14 protein-coding genes and 1 pseudogene are annotated in these 16,121 nt (G+C 64.3%); 5 read left to right on the plus strand and 10 right to left on the minus strand.

What is annotated here, in order from left to right; translation table 11 throughout:
* Nucleotides 1–100 precede the first annotated feature (100 nt).
* Nucleotides 101–334 (plus strand): DUF6894 family protein, encoded by a 234-nt coding sequence (locus ACQR1E_RS15695; protein WP_315717224.1) that lies wholly within the window; start codon nucleotides 101–103, stop codon nucleotides 332–334.
* 650 nt (nucleotides 335–984) lie between these two features.
* Nucleotides 985–2,673: a methyl-accepting chemotaxis protein gene (locus ACQR1E_RS15700; protein ID WP_316167488.1), complete on the plus strand. Its 1,689-nt coding sequence runs from the start codon at nucleotides 985–987 to the stop codon at nucleotides 2,671–2,673.
* Nucleotides 2,674–2,685: 12 nt separating this feature from the next.
* On the opposite strand, the gene ACQR1E_RS15705 is transcribed toward ACQR1E_RS15700, so the two are convergent.
* From ACQR1E_RS15705 to ACQR1E_RS15735, 7 genes are all read right to left on the minus strand, one after another.
* Nucleotides 2,686–5,367, minus strand: a complete 2,682-nt coding sequence (locus tag ACQR1E_RS15705) for a DUF2339 domain-containing protein (protein ID WP_434897252.1) — start codon at nucleotides 5,365–5,367, stop codon at nucleotides 2,686–2,688.
* Between the two features lie 188 nt (nucleotides 5,368–5,555).
* Nucleotides 5,556–6,062 carry a tyrosine phosphatase family protein gene (locus tag ACQR1E_RS15710; RefSeq protein ID WP_315754022.1) on the minus strand — a complete coding sequence of 169 codons (507 nt, stop codon included), beginning with the start codon at nucleotides 6,060–6,062 and terminating at the stop codon, nucleotides 5,556–5,558.
* Nucleotides 6,063–6,163: 101 nt separating this feature from the next.
* A complete protein-coding gene (locus tag ACQR1E_RS15715) occupies nucleotides 6,164–6,388 on the minus strand; it encodes a hypothetical protein (RefSeq protein WP_315717220.1) in 225 nt (74 codons plus the stop codon).
* Nucleotides 6,385–6,624 (minus strand): hypothetical protein, encoded by a 240-nt coding sequence (locus ACQR1E_RS15720; RefSeq protein ID WP_315717219.1) that lies wholly within the window; start codon nucleotides 6,622–6,624, stop codon nucleotides 6,385–6,387. The genes ACQR1E_RS15715 and ACQR1E_RS15720 overlap by 4 nt, the downstream gene beginning before the upstream one ends.
* Nucleotide 6,625: 1 nt before the next feature.
* Nucleotides 6,626–7,243, minus strand: a complete 618-nt coding sequence (locus tag ACQR1E_RS15725; protein ID WP_315717218.1) for an HD family hydrolase — start codon at nucleotides 7,241–7,243, stop codon at nucleotides 6,626–6,628.
* Nucleotides 7,240–7,869, minus strand: coding sequence for a DNA-3-methyladenine glycosylase I (locus ACQR1E_RS15730; protein ID WP_315826952.1), 630 nt, complete (start codon nucleotides 7,867–7,869; stop codon nucleotides 7,240–7,242). The genes ACQR1E_RS15725 and ACQR1E_RS15730 overlap by 4 nt, the downstream gene beginning before the upstream one ends.
* Nucleotides 7,870–7,878: 9 nt before the next feature.
* Entirely contained in the window at nucleotides 7,879–8,763 is an 885-nt protein-coding gene (locus ACQR1E_RS15735) for a YgfZ/GcvT domain-containing protein (protein ID WP_315826951.1), read from the minus strand.
* 198 nt (nucleotides 8,764–8,961) lie between these two features.
* On the opposite strand from ACQR1E_RS15735, the gene ACQR1E_RS15740 reads away from it, so the two are divergent.
* Complete coding sequence (locus tag ACQR1E_RS15740) at nucleotides 8,962–10,296, plus strand: dihydroorotase (RefSeq protein ID WP_434897258.1); 1,335 nt, start codon at nucleotides 8,962–8,964, stop codon at nucleotides 10,294–10,296.
* 134 nt (nucleotides 10,297–10,430) lie between these two features.
* Here ACQR1E_RS15740 and ACQR1E_RS15745 read toward each other — a convergent pair whose 3' ends face one another.
* Complete coding sequence (locus ACQR1E_RS15745; protein WP_434897253.1) at nucleotides 10,431–10,952, minus strand: protein phosphatase CheZ; 522 nt, start codon at nucleotides 10,950–10,952, stop codon at nucleotides 10,431–10,433.
* A 443-nt stretch (nucleotides 10,953–11,395) separates the two neighbouring features.
* On the opposite strand from ACQR1E_RS15745, the gene ACQR1E_RS15750 reads away from it, so the two are divergent.
* Nucleotides 11,396–11,839: a CBS domain-containing protein gene (locus tag ACQR1E_RS15750; RefSeq protein WP_316226381.1), complete on the plus strand. Its 444-nt coding sequence runs from the start codon at nucleotides 11,396–11,398 to the stop codon at nucleotides 11,837–11,839.
* Between the two features lie 1,804 nt (nucleotides 11,840–13,643).
* On the plus strand, nucleotides 13,644–15,140 hold the full coding sequence (locus tag ACQR1E_RS15755) for a DUF1254 domain-containing protein (RefSeq protein ID WP_316183774.1): 1,497 nt from the start codon (nucleotides 13,644–13,646) through the stop codon (nucleotides 15,138–15,140).
* Nucleotides 15,141–15,339: 199 nt separating this feature from the next.
* On the opposite strand, the gene ACQR1E_RS15760 is transcribed toward ACQR1E_RS15755, so the two are convergent.
* Together ACQR1E_RS15760 and ACQR1E_RS15765 are read right to left on the minus strand one after the other, a co-directional pair.
* On the minus strand, nucleotides 15,340–15,603 hold the full coding sequence (locus ACQR1E_RS15760; protein WP_316171378.1) for a hypothetical protein: 264 nt from the start codon (nucleotides 15,601–15,603) through the stop codon (nucleotides 15,340–15,342).
* Between the two features lie 148 nt (nucleotides 15,604–15,751).
* Nucleotides 15,752–16,121: pseudogene (locus ACQR1E_RS15765) on the minus strand (transposase); the annotation flags it as partial.

Here is a 16,121-nt window from a genome sequence, read left to right on the forward strand (position 1 = left end):
GGTCATTGCGCCGTAGTCGTACGGAATCTCAAATTCATGCCTCGGTAGCGACTCGTGTGCAGTTTGCAACCAGGGGGGTGGCCCACGAGAAAGGGTCGTTATGTCGCTTTATTTCTTCCGGATCAGCCAGGGCCGCTATTCTGGCGCGGCTGATCAGCCTTATGAATTCGCCAACCGGGAAACCGCCTGGAACGAGCTGACGGCTGTCTGCTCCGACCTGATCGGCGGGATCTCGAGGTCGTTGCAGCAGGGGGCCGAGTGGCAGATGGAGCTGCTCGACGAAGCCAAGCAGCCGGTGTTCCGGATTCGCCTGGTGTCCGAAGCGGTCGGCTGAGGTCTAGCTGTCCGGGGTGATTGCGCCGCTGGCCGTCGGATTCGAGTCCGGTTTGCCGTGGCGGCAATCTTCTGCGCGCAGGCGCCATTTGATGAAGTCCGCGTCCACCTCGGGCGCGTCAGTCGGGATTGATGGAGTTCGGCCTAGGCTCCGCGTCGTGCCCCGGCGCCGCCGATCTCCGTCACGCTCTCGTGCTCAGTCGCTTGTGATGCTGTCGGACGTCGGTCCTGGCCCGGCCACCTCATCTCCGGATTCATCCGCGCGGTGATCAGCGTCTTCCGGTTGCTGCGGCGCAGGTCGTGGCGGCAATCGTCCTTTGCCCCGTGCGCGCTCCAAAGGTCTTGCTTCGACGCGATCCTTTAGCGGTATCGGGAGACCAGGTGTAGCGGCGGACGGTTTCAGGGTACCGCGTCATCCCTGAGCGCCATCATTTTATGGGCATTGTCAGTAATCTTACGGTTCCAGCATTAACCTCTGATAAGCCTGTTTCGCGCCCAATGAGGTCGGCAGAGACGACATGCGGGTTCGGAATTTTCGGAGCCCTCTGATCCTCTGACCTCGACCGCGCAGCGCAGCGTAGACCTGGATCTTCGGGCCGTCTTTGGCGCTGGCAGAACGCGGCCGAACCACGCAGTCAGCTGGGGTCCTCCGTGTCAAAGATGTCCATCCGTACGAAGATCATATCGGTCATCGCCTTCATGCTCGTCACCATGTGCGGGCTCGGCGTGCTCGCCGTCACCAGCATGCAGTCGATCAATGCCAACACGGTCGACATCGCCACCAATTGGCTGCCGAGCGTGCGCGCGATCGGCGAGCTGCGCGCCGACATCAATCTGCTGCGCATCGCCTTGCGCGCGCATGTGATGTCGGAGACGGCCGAGGCCAAGCAGGGCGCGGAGAAGCGCGTCAACGGAATCCTCGAGACGATCAACAAGGACCGCAAGACCTACGAGCCGATGATCACCTCGGCCGAGGAACGGGCGATCTACAACAACTGGGTGCAGTCCTGGGAGAAGTACGTCGTCGCGGTCAAGCAGGTGATGGACGAATCCAACAAGAGCGTCGGAAAGATCCCGCGCGAAGCCACCGAAATGCTGGAAAAATCGGCCGCGGCGATCGCGCGCGACGCCGACAAGTATTTCATCCAGGACATCGAGTTCAACAACAAGGGTGCCGACAACGCGACGCGGCAGGCCGCGGAGAGCTTCACGCGTGCGATCTGGCTGGTGATGTCGATCATTGCCGCGGCCGTCATTGCCGGCGTCGCCGTCGGTTTCTATCTCGTGCAGAACGTCTCGTCCGGCATTGCGTCGATCATCAAGCCGATGCAGGAGCTCGCCAAGGGCGATCTCGGCGCGGAGGTGACGCATCGCGGCGAGCCGACCGAGATCGGCGCCATGGCCGATACGCTGCAGGTGTTCAAGGAGGCGCTGATCGCCAAGAAGGAGGCCGACGAGCTCGCGGCCCACGATGCCGAGGCCAAGATCGAACGCGGCCGGCGCGTCGACAACATCACCCGCCAGTTCGAGGCGACGATCGGCGAGATCGTGCAGACGGTGTCGTCGGCCTCGACCGAGCTCGAGCATTCCGCCGGCGCGCTGTCATCCACCGCGACGCGCTCGCAGGAGATCTCGACCGCGGTTGCGGCTGCTTCGGAGGAGGCTTCGACCAACGTACAGTCGGTCGCTTCCGCGACGGAGGAGCTATCGTCGTCGATCACCGAGATCAGCCGCCAGGTGCAGGAATCCGCCCGCATGGCCACCGAGGCCGTCGACCAGGCGCGCATGACCAATGATCGGGTGAGCGAGCTGAGCAAGGCGGCGGCGCGCATCGGCGACGTGGTCGAGCTGATCAACACGATCGCCGGCCAGACCAACCTGCTGGCGCTGAATGCGACCATCGAGGCGGCGCGCGCCGGCGAAGCCGGTCGCGGCTTCGCGGTCGTCGCCTCCGAGGTGAAGGCGCTGGCCGAGCAGACCGCCAAGGCGACCGACGAGATCGGCCAGCAGGTGTCCGGCATCCAGGCCGCGACGCAGGAATCGGTCGGCGCCATCCGGGCGATCTCCACGACCATCGAGCGGCTGTCGGAAATCTCGTCGGCGATCGCGGCGGCCGTGGAGGAGCAGGGCGCCGCCACGCAGGAGATCTCGCGCAACGTCCAGCAGGCATCGGAGGGCACGCAGCAGGTTTCCGTGAACGTCGTCGACGTGCAGCGCGGCGCGACCGAGACTGGTACGGCTTCCACGCACGTGCTGGCCGCGGCGCAGTCGCTGGCCTCGGACAGCGACCGGCTGAAGCGTGAGGTGGCGTCGTTCCTGGAGTCGGTGCGCGCAGCCTAATCCGACATGGCGCTATGCCGCCGGCTGAGCCGGCGGCGCCTGCTGCTGCCGTCGGAACAGCACCTTCTGGTACAGCCAGCCGATCGCGACCAGCACCAGGCCGAGCCCGATGAACGACAGGGCGCGCCACACGCCGGTCAGCGCCGACATGTCGATCAGGAAGGCCTTCAGGATCGTCAGCGCGATCACGATCGCGGATGCCAGACGCGCGCGCTGCGACTGCACGATGATTCCGATCCCGAGCAGCATCACGCCGAAGGCGAGCCAGGCGATCGAATAGGTGTACTGCTCGGCGGCGCTGGTCGGTCCTGCCGTCAGATCGGGGCCGTGATAGATGCGGCGGATCTCGAGGCTGACATAGGACAGCGCCAGGATCAGTGCGCCCGCGGCCAGCGTATTGCCATAGGCTGGCGGACGGCGGCCTGCGACCGCGTAGGACAACAGCAGCATCAGTACCGCCGGGAACGCATAGGCCAGGATCAGGATGTTGAGCAGGCCGCCCTTGATCGCGACGTCCGAGATCATCGGGTTTTCGAACAGCAGCAGGCCGAGCACGGTGGCGCCGCCGGCGAATCCGGTGAGGATCACGGCGCTGATGTTGTGCACGATGCTGCCGCTGCGCTCCCGCAGCCGCTCCAGCCCGATCGCCAGCGCCAGGGCCACGCAGACGTCGAGTCCCACTTCGGCGAGCGACGGCACCGCCAGCATGTCGCCGTCGTTGACGGCGTGGCGGATCTCCAGGAAGGCGAGCAGGGTCGTGAACAGGATCGCGGCGGCCTCCACCGCGCGCAGCGGCGCGTCGTCGCCATGGCGGCGCATCAGATAGCTCGCGCCCCAGAACGACGCCGCCGGCACGCCATAGCCCCACAGCAGCCAGTTGAAGATCGGCGTGGTGCCGACATCGGCGCCGACGATGCGCGGATCATGGCCGATGCGCAGCACCACGAGCCCGGCAAAGACGGCCGCGAGCGTGCGCAGGAACGGGATCGGCCGGCTCTCGAAGATCCAGGCGGTGCCGAGCGACATCAGCGCCAGCGCGATCGTCAGCCAGCCCTTCTCAAGCGCGAAGGTCAGGGCCAGCGCCAGCGCGGCCAGCGTGCCGGTCGCGAACAGCGCGATCGAGGCACTGAGGCCGGGACGTTCCTCGCGCCGCGTCAGCGCCTCGGTGGCGACGGCAAAGCCGGCGGCGAGCACGACGGCGAGGATCGCGAACGGGATCGAGCGGTCGAGATGGGCGATGCGCGCATAGAGCGCGACCAGCAGCGCCAGCGGCGTGAACACGCCGGCCGCCGACCACACCACCGGCACGACGGCGTTGTGCGCGCGCCCCTGCGCCAGGAAGCCGGCGCCGCCGAAGCCCAGCGCGAAGATCGCTGCCGTCACCAGATGCGACGTGACCGACGCGCCGAGCGGGTTCGGCCCCATCCCGGGCAGCGCGCCGCCGGGCAGCACCAGCAGGTCCGGATTGTCGCGCAGCGCCCATTCGGCGAACACGAGGAACACGGTCGCAGCGGCGGCGGCCACCGCGCCGACGGCGCTCGGCGCGCGCCAGGCGACCGCCAGCGTCGCCGCGACCAGCACCGTGAAGCCGATCAGCGCCAGGCCGTCATGGAAGCTCGCCAGCACGACCAGCATGGCGCCGAGCAGATAAACCGCCAGGCCGACGGATGAGATCGGCTCGACCTCGTCGTTCTCGGCGGCGGGTCCGAACATGAAGCCGCAGACCACGATCAGTGCGGCCAGCGCGAAACCAACCGCGACGTGGAAAACATGCGGCGCCACCGTCTCGACGCCCGCGTCGAGTCCGGGCAAGGTCCACAGGAACGACAGCCCGATCGTGGTCATCGCGAGCCAGCGCCACAGCCGCACGCGTGCCAGCGCGAACGCGGCGGCGGTGACGATGGCGAGGTAGATGTACAGCGCCCAGTAGTTCGGCTCGCCGGTCGACACCAGCACCGGCGTCGTGAACGCCGCGACGATGCCGAGCCCGGCGAGCGCCGGGCCATGCAGCAGCGCCGCCGCCAGCGTGCCCAGCGCGACCACGCCGAGCAGCACGAAGGCGATCGCGGGCGGCAGGAAGTCGTACAGCGCGTAGGCCGCATAGATGGTGGCGAAGGCGACCGCCGTGCCGGCCGCCGTGAGCATCGCCGGAATGTTGGCGATCGGCAGCGCCGCGATCTGCGAGATGCTCTCCTTGCGCCGTGTCCATTCGCCGGCCGCGAGCAGCGCGGCGGCGAACAGCGCGCCGAGCGCGACGCGCACCTCGGGGCCGACGAGGCCGGCCTCGATCGAGTAGCGCACCATGAAGAAGCCGCCGAGCGCCAGGGTCAGCCCGCCGATCCACACCACCCAGCGGGTGCCGATGCGCTCCTCGAAGCCGGCCGCGGGCTGCGGCACGGGTGGCGGCGACGCGAGCGGCGGCTGTTCGGCCGCTGCATCGCTCGCCATCGCCGCCGGCTGCAGGGCAGCCTCGGTCAGCTCCGGCAATGGGGGCGGCATTGGCGGGGCTTCAGCGGGCTCCTGAAGCGGGCTGAGCGGCGGCGCGACCACCGGCGCGGCCGCGATCGGGCGTGCCGCCTCGAGCTTGGCCAGCCGTGCCTGCACCTCGGCCAATCGGTCGGAGGTCCGGCGCGCGAAGGCGAGCGCCGCGAACGCCACCAGCAGGGCGATCCAATCCAGGGGCCAATCGAACATCACGCGGGAATCCTGAAATCGATGCCGCCGGGGGGCGTCACGGGTGGAGGGAAGCTGCGAGCCCTTGCGGACCCCGGCGAATCGGCCAACCGCTCCGGCGGGCCGCACGATGGCCGTCGTTCCCTCTGTGTCAAACCGTGGAACATAAGTTCAAAGCGCACCGGTACGCGGCTACGCAGCGTTGCAACTCAGTCCAGATCGATCCGGAACGGCGCGCTGTCGACCATCATGGCGCCGGGCCCGATCGCGTCCAGCGCGCGCACCATGCGCCCCTGGCGGCCCAGTGCCCTGTCGGCCAGGCTGACGATCAGCCGGTTCGGCGAGGCGATCGGCGAGGCCTGGCGGATCGCCCAGGCGATATCGAGCTCGTCGCGATTGGGGTTGAGCGCGCAGGCCGCGGCGAAGGCGCTCGCGGTGGAGCGGCTGATGCCGGCATAGCAGTGGATCACCAGTGGCGCCGCACGATCCCAGCCGCGCACGAACTGCAGCACCTGGGCGACGTGATCCTCGCTCGGCGCCATGAAGCCAGGAAGCTGCTCGGTGATGTCGTCGACCGAGACCCGCAGATGGTTCTCGGGGCGGATCGTCTCCGGTCGCCGCACCTGCTCGACATTGGCCATGATGGTCAGCACGTGGCTGGCGCCGGTCAGGCGCACGGTCTCGGGCAGGGCGGCGAGTGAGCAGACGTGGATCATGGCGAGCCTTTGAACGCCCGATTATACGAATGGGGGCACAAGGGCAAAAGCGCGTTTTGGATGTCAGCCGTCGGGCTGGCGCATGTGTGCGCCGACGGCCCTCAGCGCGTGTTCTTGAGCTGCCGCAGCTCCTGGCGGACCAGATGGGCCTTGCCCTCGATCTCGGCGTTGAGCCGCTCGAGATGATCGAGCACCCGCTCACGGTTCTGGGGGGCGATCTCGACCGGTTTCTCGGACCAGGGACGGCGCACGAACAGGGCCACGATGGCGACGGCCAAGGCGGTCAGGAGCGGAAAGCTCAGGGCAACGAACTGGTGCGTGGTCATCGAAGACCTCCCAGGATCCACTGACCGAGCAAATGTATGAGCACTCCGGTGATAATGCAAACGACCCCCGACCCGTAGATCAGGCCCGCGGGGGTGCTGGGCGGCAGCACCCCATAGACGAACTGGGCAAGCGGCACGAACGTCCCGGCAGTGACGATGGCCGTCGCCAGCGTGTTGACCCAGTTGGCGGCCAGCTTCAGCCGTTCGTTGCGGCGCTCGTCCGGCGTCAGCGGCATCTCAGCACGCCCCCAGCACCGCGTTGAAGCGGGTCAGGAACTGCTTCTCGGCCTTGGCCGCGCTCCAGGGCGTCAGATAATCCGTCACGGTGGCGTCCGGCAGGCCGGGGTCGCGACCGAACAGCTTCTTCGCCTCGCTTTCCGAGAAGCCGGCCAGCCGGGTCGCCTCCAGAAAGGCGGCGCCGCGGTCGGCCGCCTTGATCTGGCGCTCGATCTCCGGAGCAATCTCCGCCGGCAGCCCGAAGCGGATGTGGATCGCCCCGAGCAGCCGCTTCTCGACTGATTTGTAGCCGTCGCCGAGCACCGCCTTGAACGGCGAGATCATGTCGCCGATGACGTATTCCGGTGCATCGTGCAGCAGCGCGGCGAGCCGCAGCTTCGCATCGATGTTCGGCTTGCGCGCGCGCATCACCGTCTCGACCAGCAGCGTGTGCTGCGCGACCGAGAAGATGTGCGCGCCGGTGGTCTGGCCATTCCAGCGCGCGACACGCGCGAGCCCATGGGCGATGTCGGCGATCTCGACATCGAGCGGCGAGGGATCGATGAGGTTGAGCCGCCGGCCGGACAGCATGCGCTGCCAGACGCGGTCGTGCCCGCTCGGGGCCTTGTCAGTCGTCATTTGGGAGGCTTGAGGCGCGGGGCGCGGCGCTTGCCGCTGCAGGTCTCGTGGCAGAAGCAGGTGACGAGATGGTCGTTGACCATGCCGGTCGCCTGCATGAAGGCATAGACGATCGTGGGACCGACGAACTTGAAGCCGCGCGAGGCCAGCTCTTTCGAGATCTTGATCGACAGCGGCGTCGAGGCCGGCACGCTCGCGGTGGTCTTGAACTGGTTGACCTTGGGCGCGCCGTCCATGAAGTCCCACAGCAGCTTGGAGAAGCCGGGACCCTTGTCCTGGATGTCGAGCCAGGATTTCGCGCTGAGAATCGTCCCTTCGATCTTGGCGCGGTTGCGCACGATGCCGGCATCGTTCATCAGCGCGTGGATCTTCTTGTCGGAATAGCGCGCGATCTTCTCCGGCTGGAAATCATCGAAGGCGCGGCGGAAATTGTCACGCTTGCGCAGGATCGTGATCCACGACAGCCCGGCCTGGAAGCCGTCGAGGATCAGCTTCTCGAACAGCGCGCGGTCGTCATATTCCGGCACGCCCCACTCGGTGTCGTGATAGGCGACATAGAGCGGATCGCTGCCCGGCCAGGGGCAGCGCGTCAGGCCATCGGGATGGACGACAGCAGCGCGACCCATGAGACCGGCTCAGGCGACCGTCTGCTTCGGCGCGCCCTGCAGCGCGTCGGGATCAGCGATGCGCAGAACGAGGCCGCCGGCGGTGAGCGGCGTTCCCGCCTCCAACGCCTCCGCGGCGCGGTCGATGCGCAGCAGCGCCATGCCCTTCTGCGCGGCGGCCGAGCCCATGGTGCCGACCGACTTGTCGCCGGCCAGAATCGGCGTGCCCGGCTCGGGACTCGGCCCGTCGAGCAGCACCTTCGCCGCGCGCGTGCGCGTGGTGCCGCGATGATGCATGCGGCTCACGACCTCCTGGCCGACATAGCAGCCCTTGCCGACGTCGACGCCGTGCAGCCGGTCCATGTTGGTCTCGTGCGGGAAGGCGTCGCCATACATGAAGTCGAGCCCGCCGCGCGGCACGCTGCAGTCGATACGATGCGCCTCATAGGCGTCGGAATCGACGATCTCGGCGCCGAGCCGTGCGGCGATCTCCGCGAGCGCCTCCTGCGGCGCAATGACGCGCGCGCCGAGGCGCTCATGACGCGGATCGACGAAGCTCGGCTCCGGCGTGGCGCCGATGGCACCATCCCAGACCGCGATCACGCCGAGCTCTCCGGAGCGATTGCTGACCGCGACCTTGGCCCTGAGCTTGTAGAGGTTGAGCTTGTCGGTGAGCGCCTGCGCCAGCGCGCGCGGACAGTCGAGCAGCAAGCGCTCGCCGGCGTCCGTCGCCGGCACCTGCGCCACCAGGAAATCAACGATGATCTTGCCTTGCGGCGTCAGCAGCGCACCGAACCGGGCCTCGCCAGGCGTGAGCTTGGTGACGTCGGTGGTGAAGAGACCGTTGAGGAACTTGCGTGCATCGTCGCCGCTGACCTGGACCACGCCCCGGTCGTCGAGAAACGTCGCCTTCATCCGAAAAACCTCTTGCGACAGGCCGCACTGAAACGTAAGCCGCCCTGGCATAAACCACAAGGCTGAAACGCCGCCGCGCGGTGGCTTCATTCTAAAGATCGAGACTCGCGTGCCACCGGAGGCCAGCAAATGGGCAGGCGCGCAGCATGATCGATCTGTCTTGGGGCGGTCAGGAGAATGAAATCCTATGAGGGCTTCATGAGCGCGCGCTTCGACGTCATTCTGAAATCCGGCACCGTGGTCAATCAGGACGGCGAGGGCGTCCGCGACATCGGCATGTCAGGCGGACGCATTGTCGAGATCGGCGATCTCGGCACAGCCTCGGCCGCCGAGATCATCGACTGCAAGGGACTGCACGTGCTGCCCGGCGTGATCGACACCCAGGTGCATTTCCGCGAGCCTGGTCTCACTCACAAGGAGGACCTCGAAACCGGCTCGCGCAGCGCCGTGATGGGCGGCGTCACCGCCGTGTTCGAGATGCCCAACACCAATCCGCTGACGGTGACCGAGGAGGCGTTCACCGCCAAGGTCGCTGCCGGCCGCCATCGCATGCATTGCGATTTCGCCTTCTTCATCGGCGGCACCCGCGAGAATGTCGAGCAGCTCCCGGTGTTGGAGCGCGCCGAGGGCTGCGCCGGCGTCAAGGTGTTCGTCGGCTCGTCCACCGGCTCGCTGCTGGTCGAGGACGACGACAGCCTGCGCCGCATCTTCCAGGTGATCCGCCGCCGTGCCGCGTTCCACGCCGAGGACGAGTACCGCCTCAACGAGCGCAAGGACCTGCGCGTCGAGAACGATCCGCGCTCACACCCGGTGTGGCGCGACGAGGAGGCGGCGCTGCGCGCCACGCAACGTCTCGTGACCCTCGCGCACGAGACCGGCAAGCGCATCCACGTGCTGCACATCTCCACCAAGGAGGAGATCGTGTATCTGCGCGACCACAAGGACGTCGCCACCGTCGAGGCCACGCCGCATCATCTCACCTTGGCGGCGCCGGAGTGCTACGAGCGGCTCGGCACCTACGCGCAGATGAATCCGCCGGTGCGATCAGCCGATCATCGCGACGTGATCTGGTGGGGCGTCCACCAGGGCATCGTCGACATCTTAGGCTCCGACCACGCGCCGCACACCGCCGAGGAGAAGGCCAAGACCTATCCGGCCTCGCCCTCCGGCATGACTGGCGTGCAGACCTTGGTGCCGATCATGCTCGACCACGTCAATGCCGGCCGGCTGTCGCTGCAACGTTTCGTCGACCTCACCAGCGCCGGCCCCGCCCGTATCTACAACATCGCCCGCAAGGGCCGCATCGCCGCCGGCTACGACGCCGATCTCACGGTGGTCGATCTCAAGCGCAGCGAGACCATCACCCACGATTGGGTCGCCTCGAAAGCCGGCTGGACGCCCTATGATGGTCTGCGCGTCACCGGCTGGCCGGTCGGCACCTTCGTCCGCGGCCGGCGCGTGATGTGGCAGGGCGAGCTGCTGACGCCGGCGACCGGCGAGCCGGTGCGGTTCATGGAGACGCTGCGTCCGTAACGGCGCTGCGCGTTAGTTTGCTCCGTCATTGCGAGCGCAGCGACGCAATCCAGAGTCCTTAGCGCGGCCCTGGATTGCTTCGTCGCTCTGCTCCTCGCAATGACGCGGAGCGGACATCACGGCCTGGCCGTCGTTCACGTGAACAGCTTGTCGATGTCGTCCTGGGAAATCGCCACGCCCGGCCGTTTCGGACCCTCCAGCAAGTCCGGGACGCTCGAGGGCGCAGCAAGCTCGGCGGCCACCCGCGCCAGCTCCTCTTTTCCCCAGATGCGGACGAGCTTGTTGATGTGGTCCTCCATGAACTTCAGCGACTTGACCACCCGCGTGATCCGCTGCCCGGTGAGGTCCTGGAACGCGCACGCCTCGAACACCTTGTTCGTGCTGTCGACGATCTCGTCGCAGACCGCTATGGTCTTCGGGTCCTTGACGCCCTGCAGCTTCCCGACGCTGGCGCTGATCGCCTCCATGCTTTCGAGGATCGCGTTCCCGGCTACTTCCGTATTTTCCACGATCGCGTCGAGGGTGTCGGTCATCGACGCAAAACTGCCCTTGCCGTCGCCTTGAAGAGCGGCGAGTTCGCGCCGCATGCTGCTGATCTGGCCGAACATCTCGACCAGGTACGTCTTCAGCAATCTCTCTTCTTCCGGCGCGATCATCAGAAATCCCCGACTTCTCTTTAGCGTTTCCTTACCAACTCTTCACGCGGCAGTTGCACCCCCCGGCCTGCTCTTCTGTGAAGGCATTTCGGATTCGGTTCGGCCGTTGCCGGCTCGCAACGCGGCTCGAAGAGGTACCGTAGTCAGCCAGATGAAGAATAGCTGCCCATTTTTGCCCGCTTTCGTTAAGGGCGCATGTTCATTCCCGTCAAAGGCCCTCAAATGGTGAAGGGTTTCTGACGGGACCTCGCTGCCGCGGCTGCCGTATGGCAGTTCCCGGTCCGCCGCTGCTTGACCCCCCCCCGGGCTCTCTACCCGACCGCAATGGCGGTCCACAGTCAGGCGCACGGCCCCGGCGCGCCGCTGACGAAGTCGGATATTTCGACTATCCTGCCCAGCGGACCATCAAGGCGGGGCAGAACAGGGTCCAGGAGGGGACGTCGATGAGCACAGTCAGAAGCGCGCTGGCCCAGAAGAGTGCCGCCGTGATCCATGTTCATTCCGGCGACATGGTCGTCGAAGCCTTGCGGCAGATGCGCGACAATCGGGTGCGCTCGGTGCTGGTCATCGACGGCGGCGTGCTGGTCGGCATCATCACCCAGGGCGACTGCGCCATCAAGGTGCTGCTGCCCGGGCTCGATGCGAAGCAGACGCCGGTGAGCCAGGTGATGACGGCCAACCCGGTGACGGTCAAGCCGGACCACAAGCTGGACAGCTGCATGGCGATGATGTCGCAGCGCGGCTTTCGCCATCTGCCGGTGCTGGACGCGGGCAAGGTCGTAGGCGTGATCTCGATCGGCGACGTCGTCAAGAACATCATCCGGGATCTGGAGCACGACGTGGACGACCTGATGGGCTACATCATGAAGGACGGCCCCGGAGGCTGACGGACGAACGTGGTGCCGTCGCCCTCCGCCTATGTCTGCCTGTGACCCCTGGCGGACTTGCGCGTGGCTCGCCGAACGCTCTTCACGATCCGCTTGGACGGCGGATCTTGGTTCTCGGATTTCTGCCCGCAATTCTGTCTTACAGGCGCTGATTCCGGGCAGGCAGACCAGGCGCTATGTTGGCGCGAGAAATGGCTTTCCCTTCGACCGATGTGAAAACTCTCGGTCGATGTCGCCTTTCAATCGCATGCTACTATTTTCGATGCCATACAGTCGCCGTTCGGATACCACCTAATGCACTGGTAACATTTTTTCGTCGACCCTGGGCAACCAACTACGCCCCCGTTGTTGGTGTTGCACGATCCAGTCGGCGGACAAACTGACTCGGTGAGAATGCACCGTCCATTGTTGTCACGCTCAACACATTCAATATGGCAGGCCTTCTTTTTGGCCGCCATGACAGGCGAGGAGCCGAGACCCGCGGCGATCGAAAGAGCGGCGACCGAAAACACAATTCGCAGGATCAATCGCATACTACCCTCCTACACGTGTCTGGTTACTATAAAGAGATTGTCAAATTGCCTCTTTGATATGGCGCAACTTATGCGCGATCATCATCCTGCGCCTAATCATAACCTGCGATGAGGAGCAATGCGCACGGACGCCAGAAATTAAAGGCGCACGAGTATGTACAGTATCGGTATTTCCAACGTACCGGCACATGCTTCCCACAGGTTCATGAACGATTTGCCCTTCCAGGCGACCGCACGTCAGGTCCTGGCCCGGTCCGGACCTTCCGGTCCGCATCCGCGATGTCGGCTTCCCGGCCTCGACCGGACAGACATTCCTTCACACCCGCCGAGTTCAGGAAGCGTTCTGGCATCGCCAGTCTGTTTCCGTGCGCCGGGGCGACACTGCCTTAGCGAAGGCCGCCGCAAAAATTTGAATTGGTGGGCGTCCTGATTTGTTAACGACCGCTGCTATGACATCACTAAGGCTGGTTTCGAGGTGATCGCCATGAGCATTTTGGTGAAGACGTTTTGCTGGATCGTGGCCTTGTCCGCTTGGTGCGGAGCAATGTGGAGCAATTTTCGCGCCGGCCAGCAACTACGCGCAGCGGGCTATAGCGTTTGGACCTTCAGTACGAGAGCCCGTTTCAATGCCTGGAAGGGAGCAAACATTGTGCTCTTCCTGAGTTGTTTCGCAATATTTGCTGCGGCAGTTTTGGTACTAATTTCGATACAATAGGCCAGCAGTCCCCTCCTCGAATGTCCTGTTGGCCCATCTCGGACCTTCCGATCGGCCCCGGCTGACGTTGGCTGCTGGGGCTCAACCGGAAGTAAGCGCCCGCAGCAGCTTAGGGCAGCTTTTGACCTCGGACATTGAGCTTTGACCTGTTGATCTGGGTCAACACGAAGATCGGTTTTATTGGAATTAATTGTTTTAAACGAAGGAGGCGAAAATGAAGCTCTCATTCGCAATAGCGGCTACGCTACTGATAACTGGGTTCGTAGCCGCGAGCACCGAGAAAGCCAGCGCTGTGGTGTACTGCACATACGTTGGCTATCCAGCCAATTGCGTCGTACGGCCGGGCGTAGTTCTGAGGCCGCGACCCGTTGCACGACAAGCGGTGGTGGGGGCGGGCACTGTAAATCGCGGAGGTCCGGTCAATCGCGCTGGGAGACGTTGACCCGTCAATTTGCGAGATTTGTAGCCTCGCCCGAAAGCCCAAGATCGGATTTCCCAAGATCGGATTTCCGCAGAGCTGTTTGTAAACTCAACACCTTTCAAGGCGGGCCGTATCATGAAATTAGTGACGTCAGTGATTTCTGCGCTGTCTTTCGTGGCGCTCTCGGCAATTCCGCTCAACGCTCAGCAATACAAGATGCAAACGCCGATACCGCCGGGCGTCGCAATCCCGGACAAGGTGGAGACCCGCCTTGGGACGCTGAACTTCTTCGACGGTTTTCCCGACGATGCGACCGTGGAAAAGCTCTACGACAATCTGGATTTCCAACACGCGGTCCAGGCCTACATGTTGGCGCTGGCTCCAGTGAACCAGTTGGCAAATCGGAAGGGCATCGCGGAACTGGGTCCGTTCAATCTAACGGTGCCGATCTTCGAGGATAGGATGGACTCGAAGTCGCTTTTTCTCACCCCGAACAACAACACGCCGTACACTTGGTTTTGGCTCGACCTGCGTGACGGGCCTCTGGTGCTCGAAGTGCCACCCAATGTGCTCGGCCTCATCAACGACATGTGGTATAATTTTGTCACTGATGTTGGACTCGTCGGTCCGGACAAGGGGCAGGGCGGCAAGTACCTGATCTTGCCGCCCGGCTACAACGGCGAGGTGCCGACCGGCTACTTTGTCGTGAAGCCGGCGACGTTCAGCGTCTGGGTTCCGTGGCGCTCGTTCTTGGTCAACGGCGATCCGAAGCCCGGCGTCGACGCGGTCGAAGAGCACACGAAAATTTATCACCTGAAAGATGCTGCGAATCCGCCGAAACTCAATTTCGTGCATGTTTCCGGCAAAGCATTTAGCACGCTGGCTCCAGGAGATTATCCCTTCTGGGAGTATCTGAATCAGGTTGTGCAGGAGGAGCCGACCGATACAGTCGACCCGGTCACACTCGGCCTCTACGCATCGGTCGGCATCCGCAAGGGTAAGCCCTTCGCGCCCGATACACGGATGAAAAAAATTCTGACCGAAGCCGCCCTGGTAGGCGATGCGACCGCCCGTGCGATCAATGGCCGGTTGCGGATCAAGGAAAGCTACTATTACCCCAACAGCGCGTGGCGAACGGGCTTCTTCGGCGGCTACAAGTTCGAGGAAAACGGCGCGCGTATTCTCGATGCCTACTCGGCATTCTTCTTCTACGCGACCGGCGTGACACCAGCGATGGATTCCAAGTCGGTTGGCGAGGGATCGCAGTACATGGCCGCGTTCGTCGACAGCCAAAACAAGCCATTCGACGGCGGAAAGAACTACAAGCTGCACTTGCCGCCCAATATTCCAGTCAAGCAGTTCTGGTCGGTCATCCTCTACGACAATCAGACCCGCTCCATGCTGCAGACCGACCAGCGTTGGCCAGCCGCAACCAGCCAGAACCCGAAACTCATGGTCAACGCGGACGGGTCAGTGGACGTCTATTTCGGGCCCAAGGCTCCGGCTGGGAAGGAGAACAACTGGGTGCAGACCATCCCCGGCAAAGGATGGAACACGCTCCTGCGCCTCTACGGCCCGCTTCAGCCGTGGTTCGACAAAACTTGGCGTCCCGGCGAGATTGAGCCGATATAGCAAGAAGGAGGTCCGAGCTTCGACTCGCCTCTTCATTTCCGCTCCTGGCCCATCTCGGACCTTCCGATCGGCCCTGGCCGACGTCGGCTGCTGGGGCTCAACCGGAAGTAAGCACTCGCGGGAGCGGAGGGCTGCTTTTGATCCCTAGCGGAAGTCAGCCTCATGTTGAGCCATTTCCTGCAGTCGTCGCCAGCCGGCTTCAGGTCGCGCAACAGCGCGGCAAATCCTGCAAAAATTGCAACCTTGTGACTCGCTGCTCGCCCGCCTCAGATGGGTCCAAGACGTCCACGATCAGAACCGAATCTCCATCTGGCTCGACGAAAACCTCGAAGCGGTTGAACTCGAAGCGCAATTGAGATGCCGAGGGTTCGGCCATTGCGCTCGTCAAAAGCGCCTTCACGCTAGGCGTGCATTCATAGGCCAGAAACTGTTCAAGGAGACTAGGCCACGTTTCATCGTGCATAGCGCGGTCCATCAGTTAAGACCCGTTCACATAACACTCCGCACTTTCGATGTCTCCTGCTGGCCGATTCCGTTGAAAAAGTCGGCAGTAGTTTCGTCGTGAACGCCATCTGTTTCGAGGACGAATTGGCGCGGTGTGGTTCACGCGGCGTCAGCGCGGGCATCGGGATCAGCTTGGCCATCTTACGAAGGTTCTGAGCGGCTGCAGCGAGGGTGAACTCGTCACGTGCGCCGTTCGGCCCTCTTAGTCGCAGCCGATCTAGCTTGAGGATGCGCTTGAGATGCGCGAACAGCATCTCAATCTTCTTGCGGAGCCGGCGTGAAGTGCGGCCTTCCCATGAGCTTGCGATCTCGCGTGCCATGTCGCGAGCGCCCTCGTAGATCGAGCGCGGCACTTTTCGAGCCGGGGTGTTGGGGCAACACCTGCTTCTTAGAGAGCATGCTTGACAATCGCGCTTGCTCGCACGGTAGAGGACCGTCGTGTCGTTGTTCACCAGCGTCCCTGTAGTGGTGAGGGGT

Source organism: Bradyrhizobium sp. HKCCYLRH1030, from assembly GCF_051168395.1.
GTDB lineage: Bacteria > Pseudomonadota > Alphaproteobacteria > Rhizobiales > Xanthobacteraceae > Bradyrhizobium.

What these genes read in the sequence shown, in the direction of transcription:
- ACQR1E_RS15695 (WP_315717224.1), top strand. Translation starts at nt 101, where the DNA reads ATGTCGCTTTATTTCTTCCGGATCAGCCAGGGCCGCTATTCTGGCGCG.
- ACQR1E_RS15705 (WP_434897252.1), bottom strand. Translation starts at nt 5,367, where the DNA reads ATGTTCGATTGGCCCCTGGATTGGATCGCCCTGCTGGTGGCGTTCGCG.
- ACQR1E_RS15710 (WP_315754022.1), bottom strand. Translation starts at nt 6,062, where the DNA reads ATGATCCACGTCTGCTCACTCGCCGCCCTGCCCGAGACCGTGCGCCTG.
- ACQR1E_RS15715 (WP_315717220.1), bottom strand. Translation starts at nt 6,388, where the DNA reads ATGACCACGCACCAGTTCGTTGCCCTGAGCTTTCCGCTCCTGACCGCC.
- ACQR1E_RS15720 (WP_315717219.1), bottom strand. Translation starts at nt 6,624, where the DNA reads ATGCCGCTGACGCCGGACGAGCGCCGCAACGAACGGCTGAAGCTGGCC.
- ACQR1E_RS15725 (WP_315717218.1), bottom strand. Translation starts at nt 7,243, where the DNA reads ATGACGACTGACAAGGCCCCGAGCGGGCACGACCGCGTCTGGCAGCGC.
- ACQR1E_RS15730 (WP_315826952.1), bottom strand. Translation starts at nt 7,869, where the DNA reads ATGGGTCGCGCTGCTGTCGTCCATCCCGATGGCCTGACGCGCTGCCCC.
- ACQR1E_RS15735 (WP_315826951.1), bottom strand. Translation starts at nt 8,763, where the DNA reads ATGAAGGCGACGTTTCTCGACGACCGGGGCGTGGTCCAGGTCAGCGGC.
- ACQR1E_RS15740 (WP_434897258.1), top strand. Translation starts at nt 8,962, where the DNA reads ATGAGCGCGCGCTTCGACGTCATTCTGAAATCCGGCACCGTGGTCAAT.
- ACQR1E_RS15745 (WP_434897253.1), bottom strand. Translation starts at nt 10,952, where the DNA reads ATGATCGCGCCGGAAGAAGAGAGATTGCTGAAGACGTACCTGGTCGAG.
- ACQR1E_RS15750 (WP_316226381.1), top strand. Translation starts at nt 11,396, where the DNA reads ATGAGCACAGTCAGAAGCGCGCTGGCCCAGAAGAGTGCCGCCGTGATC.
- ACQR1E_RS15755 (WP_316183774.1), top strand. Translation starts at nt 13,644, where the DNA reads ATGAAATTAGTGACGTCAGTGATTTCTGCGCTGTCTTTCGTGGCGCTC.
- ACQR1E_RS15760 (WP_316171378.1), bottom strand. Translation starts at nt 15,603, where the DNA reads ATGCACGATGAAACGTGGCCTAGTCTCCTTGAACAGTTTCTGGCCTAT.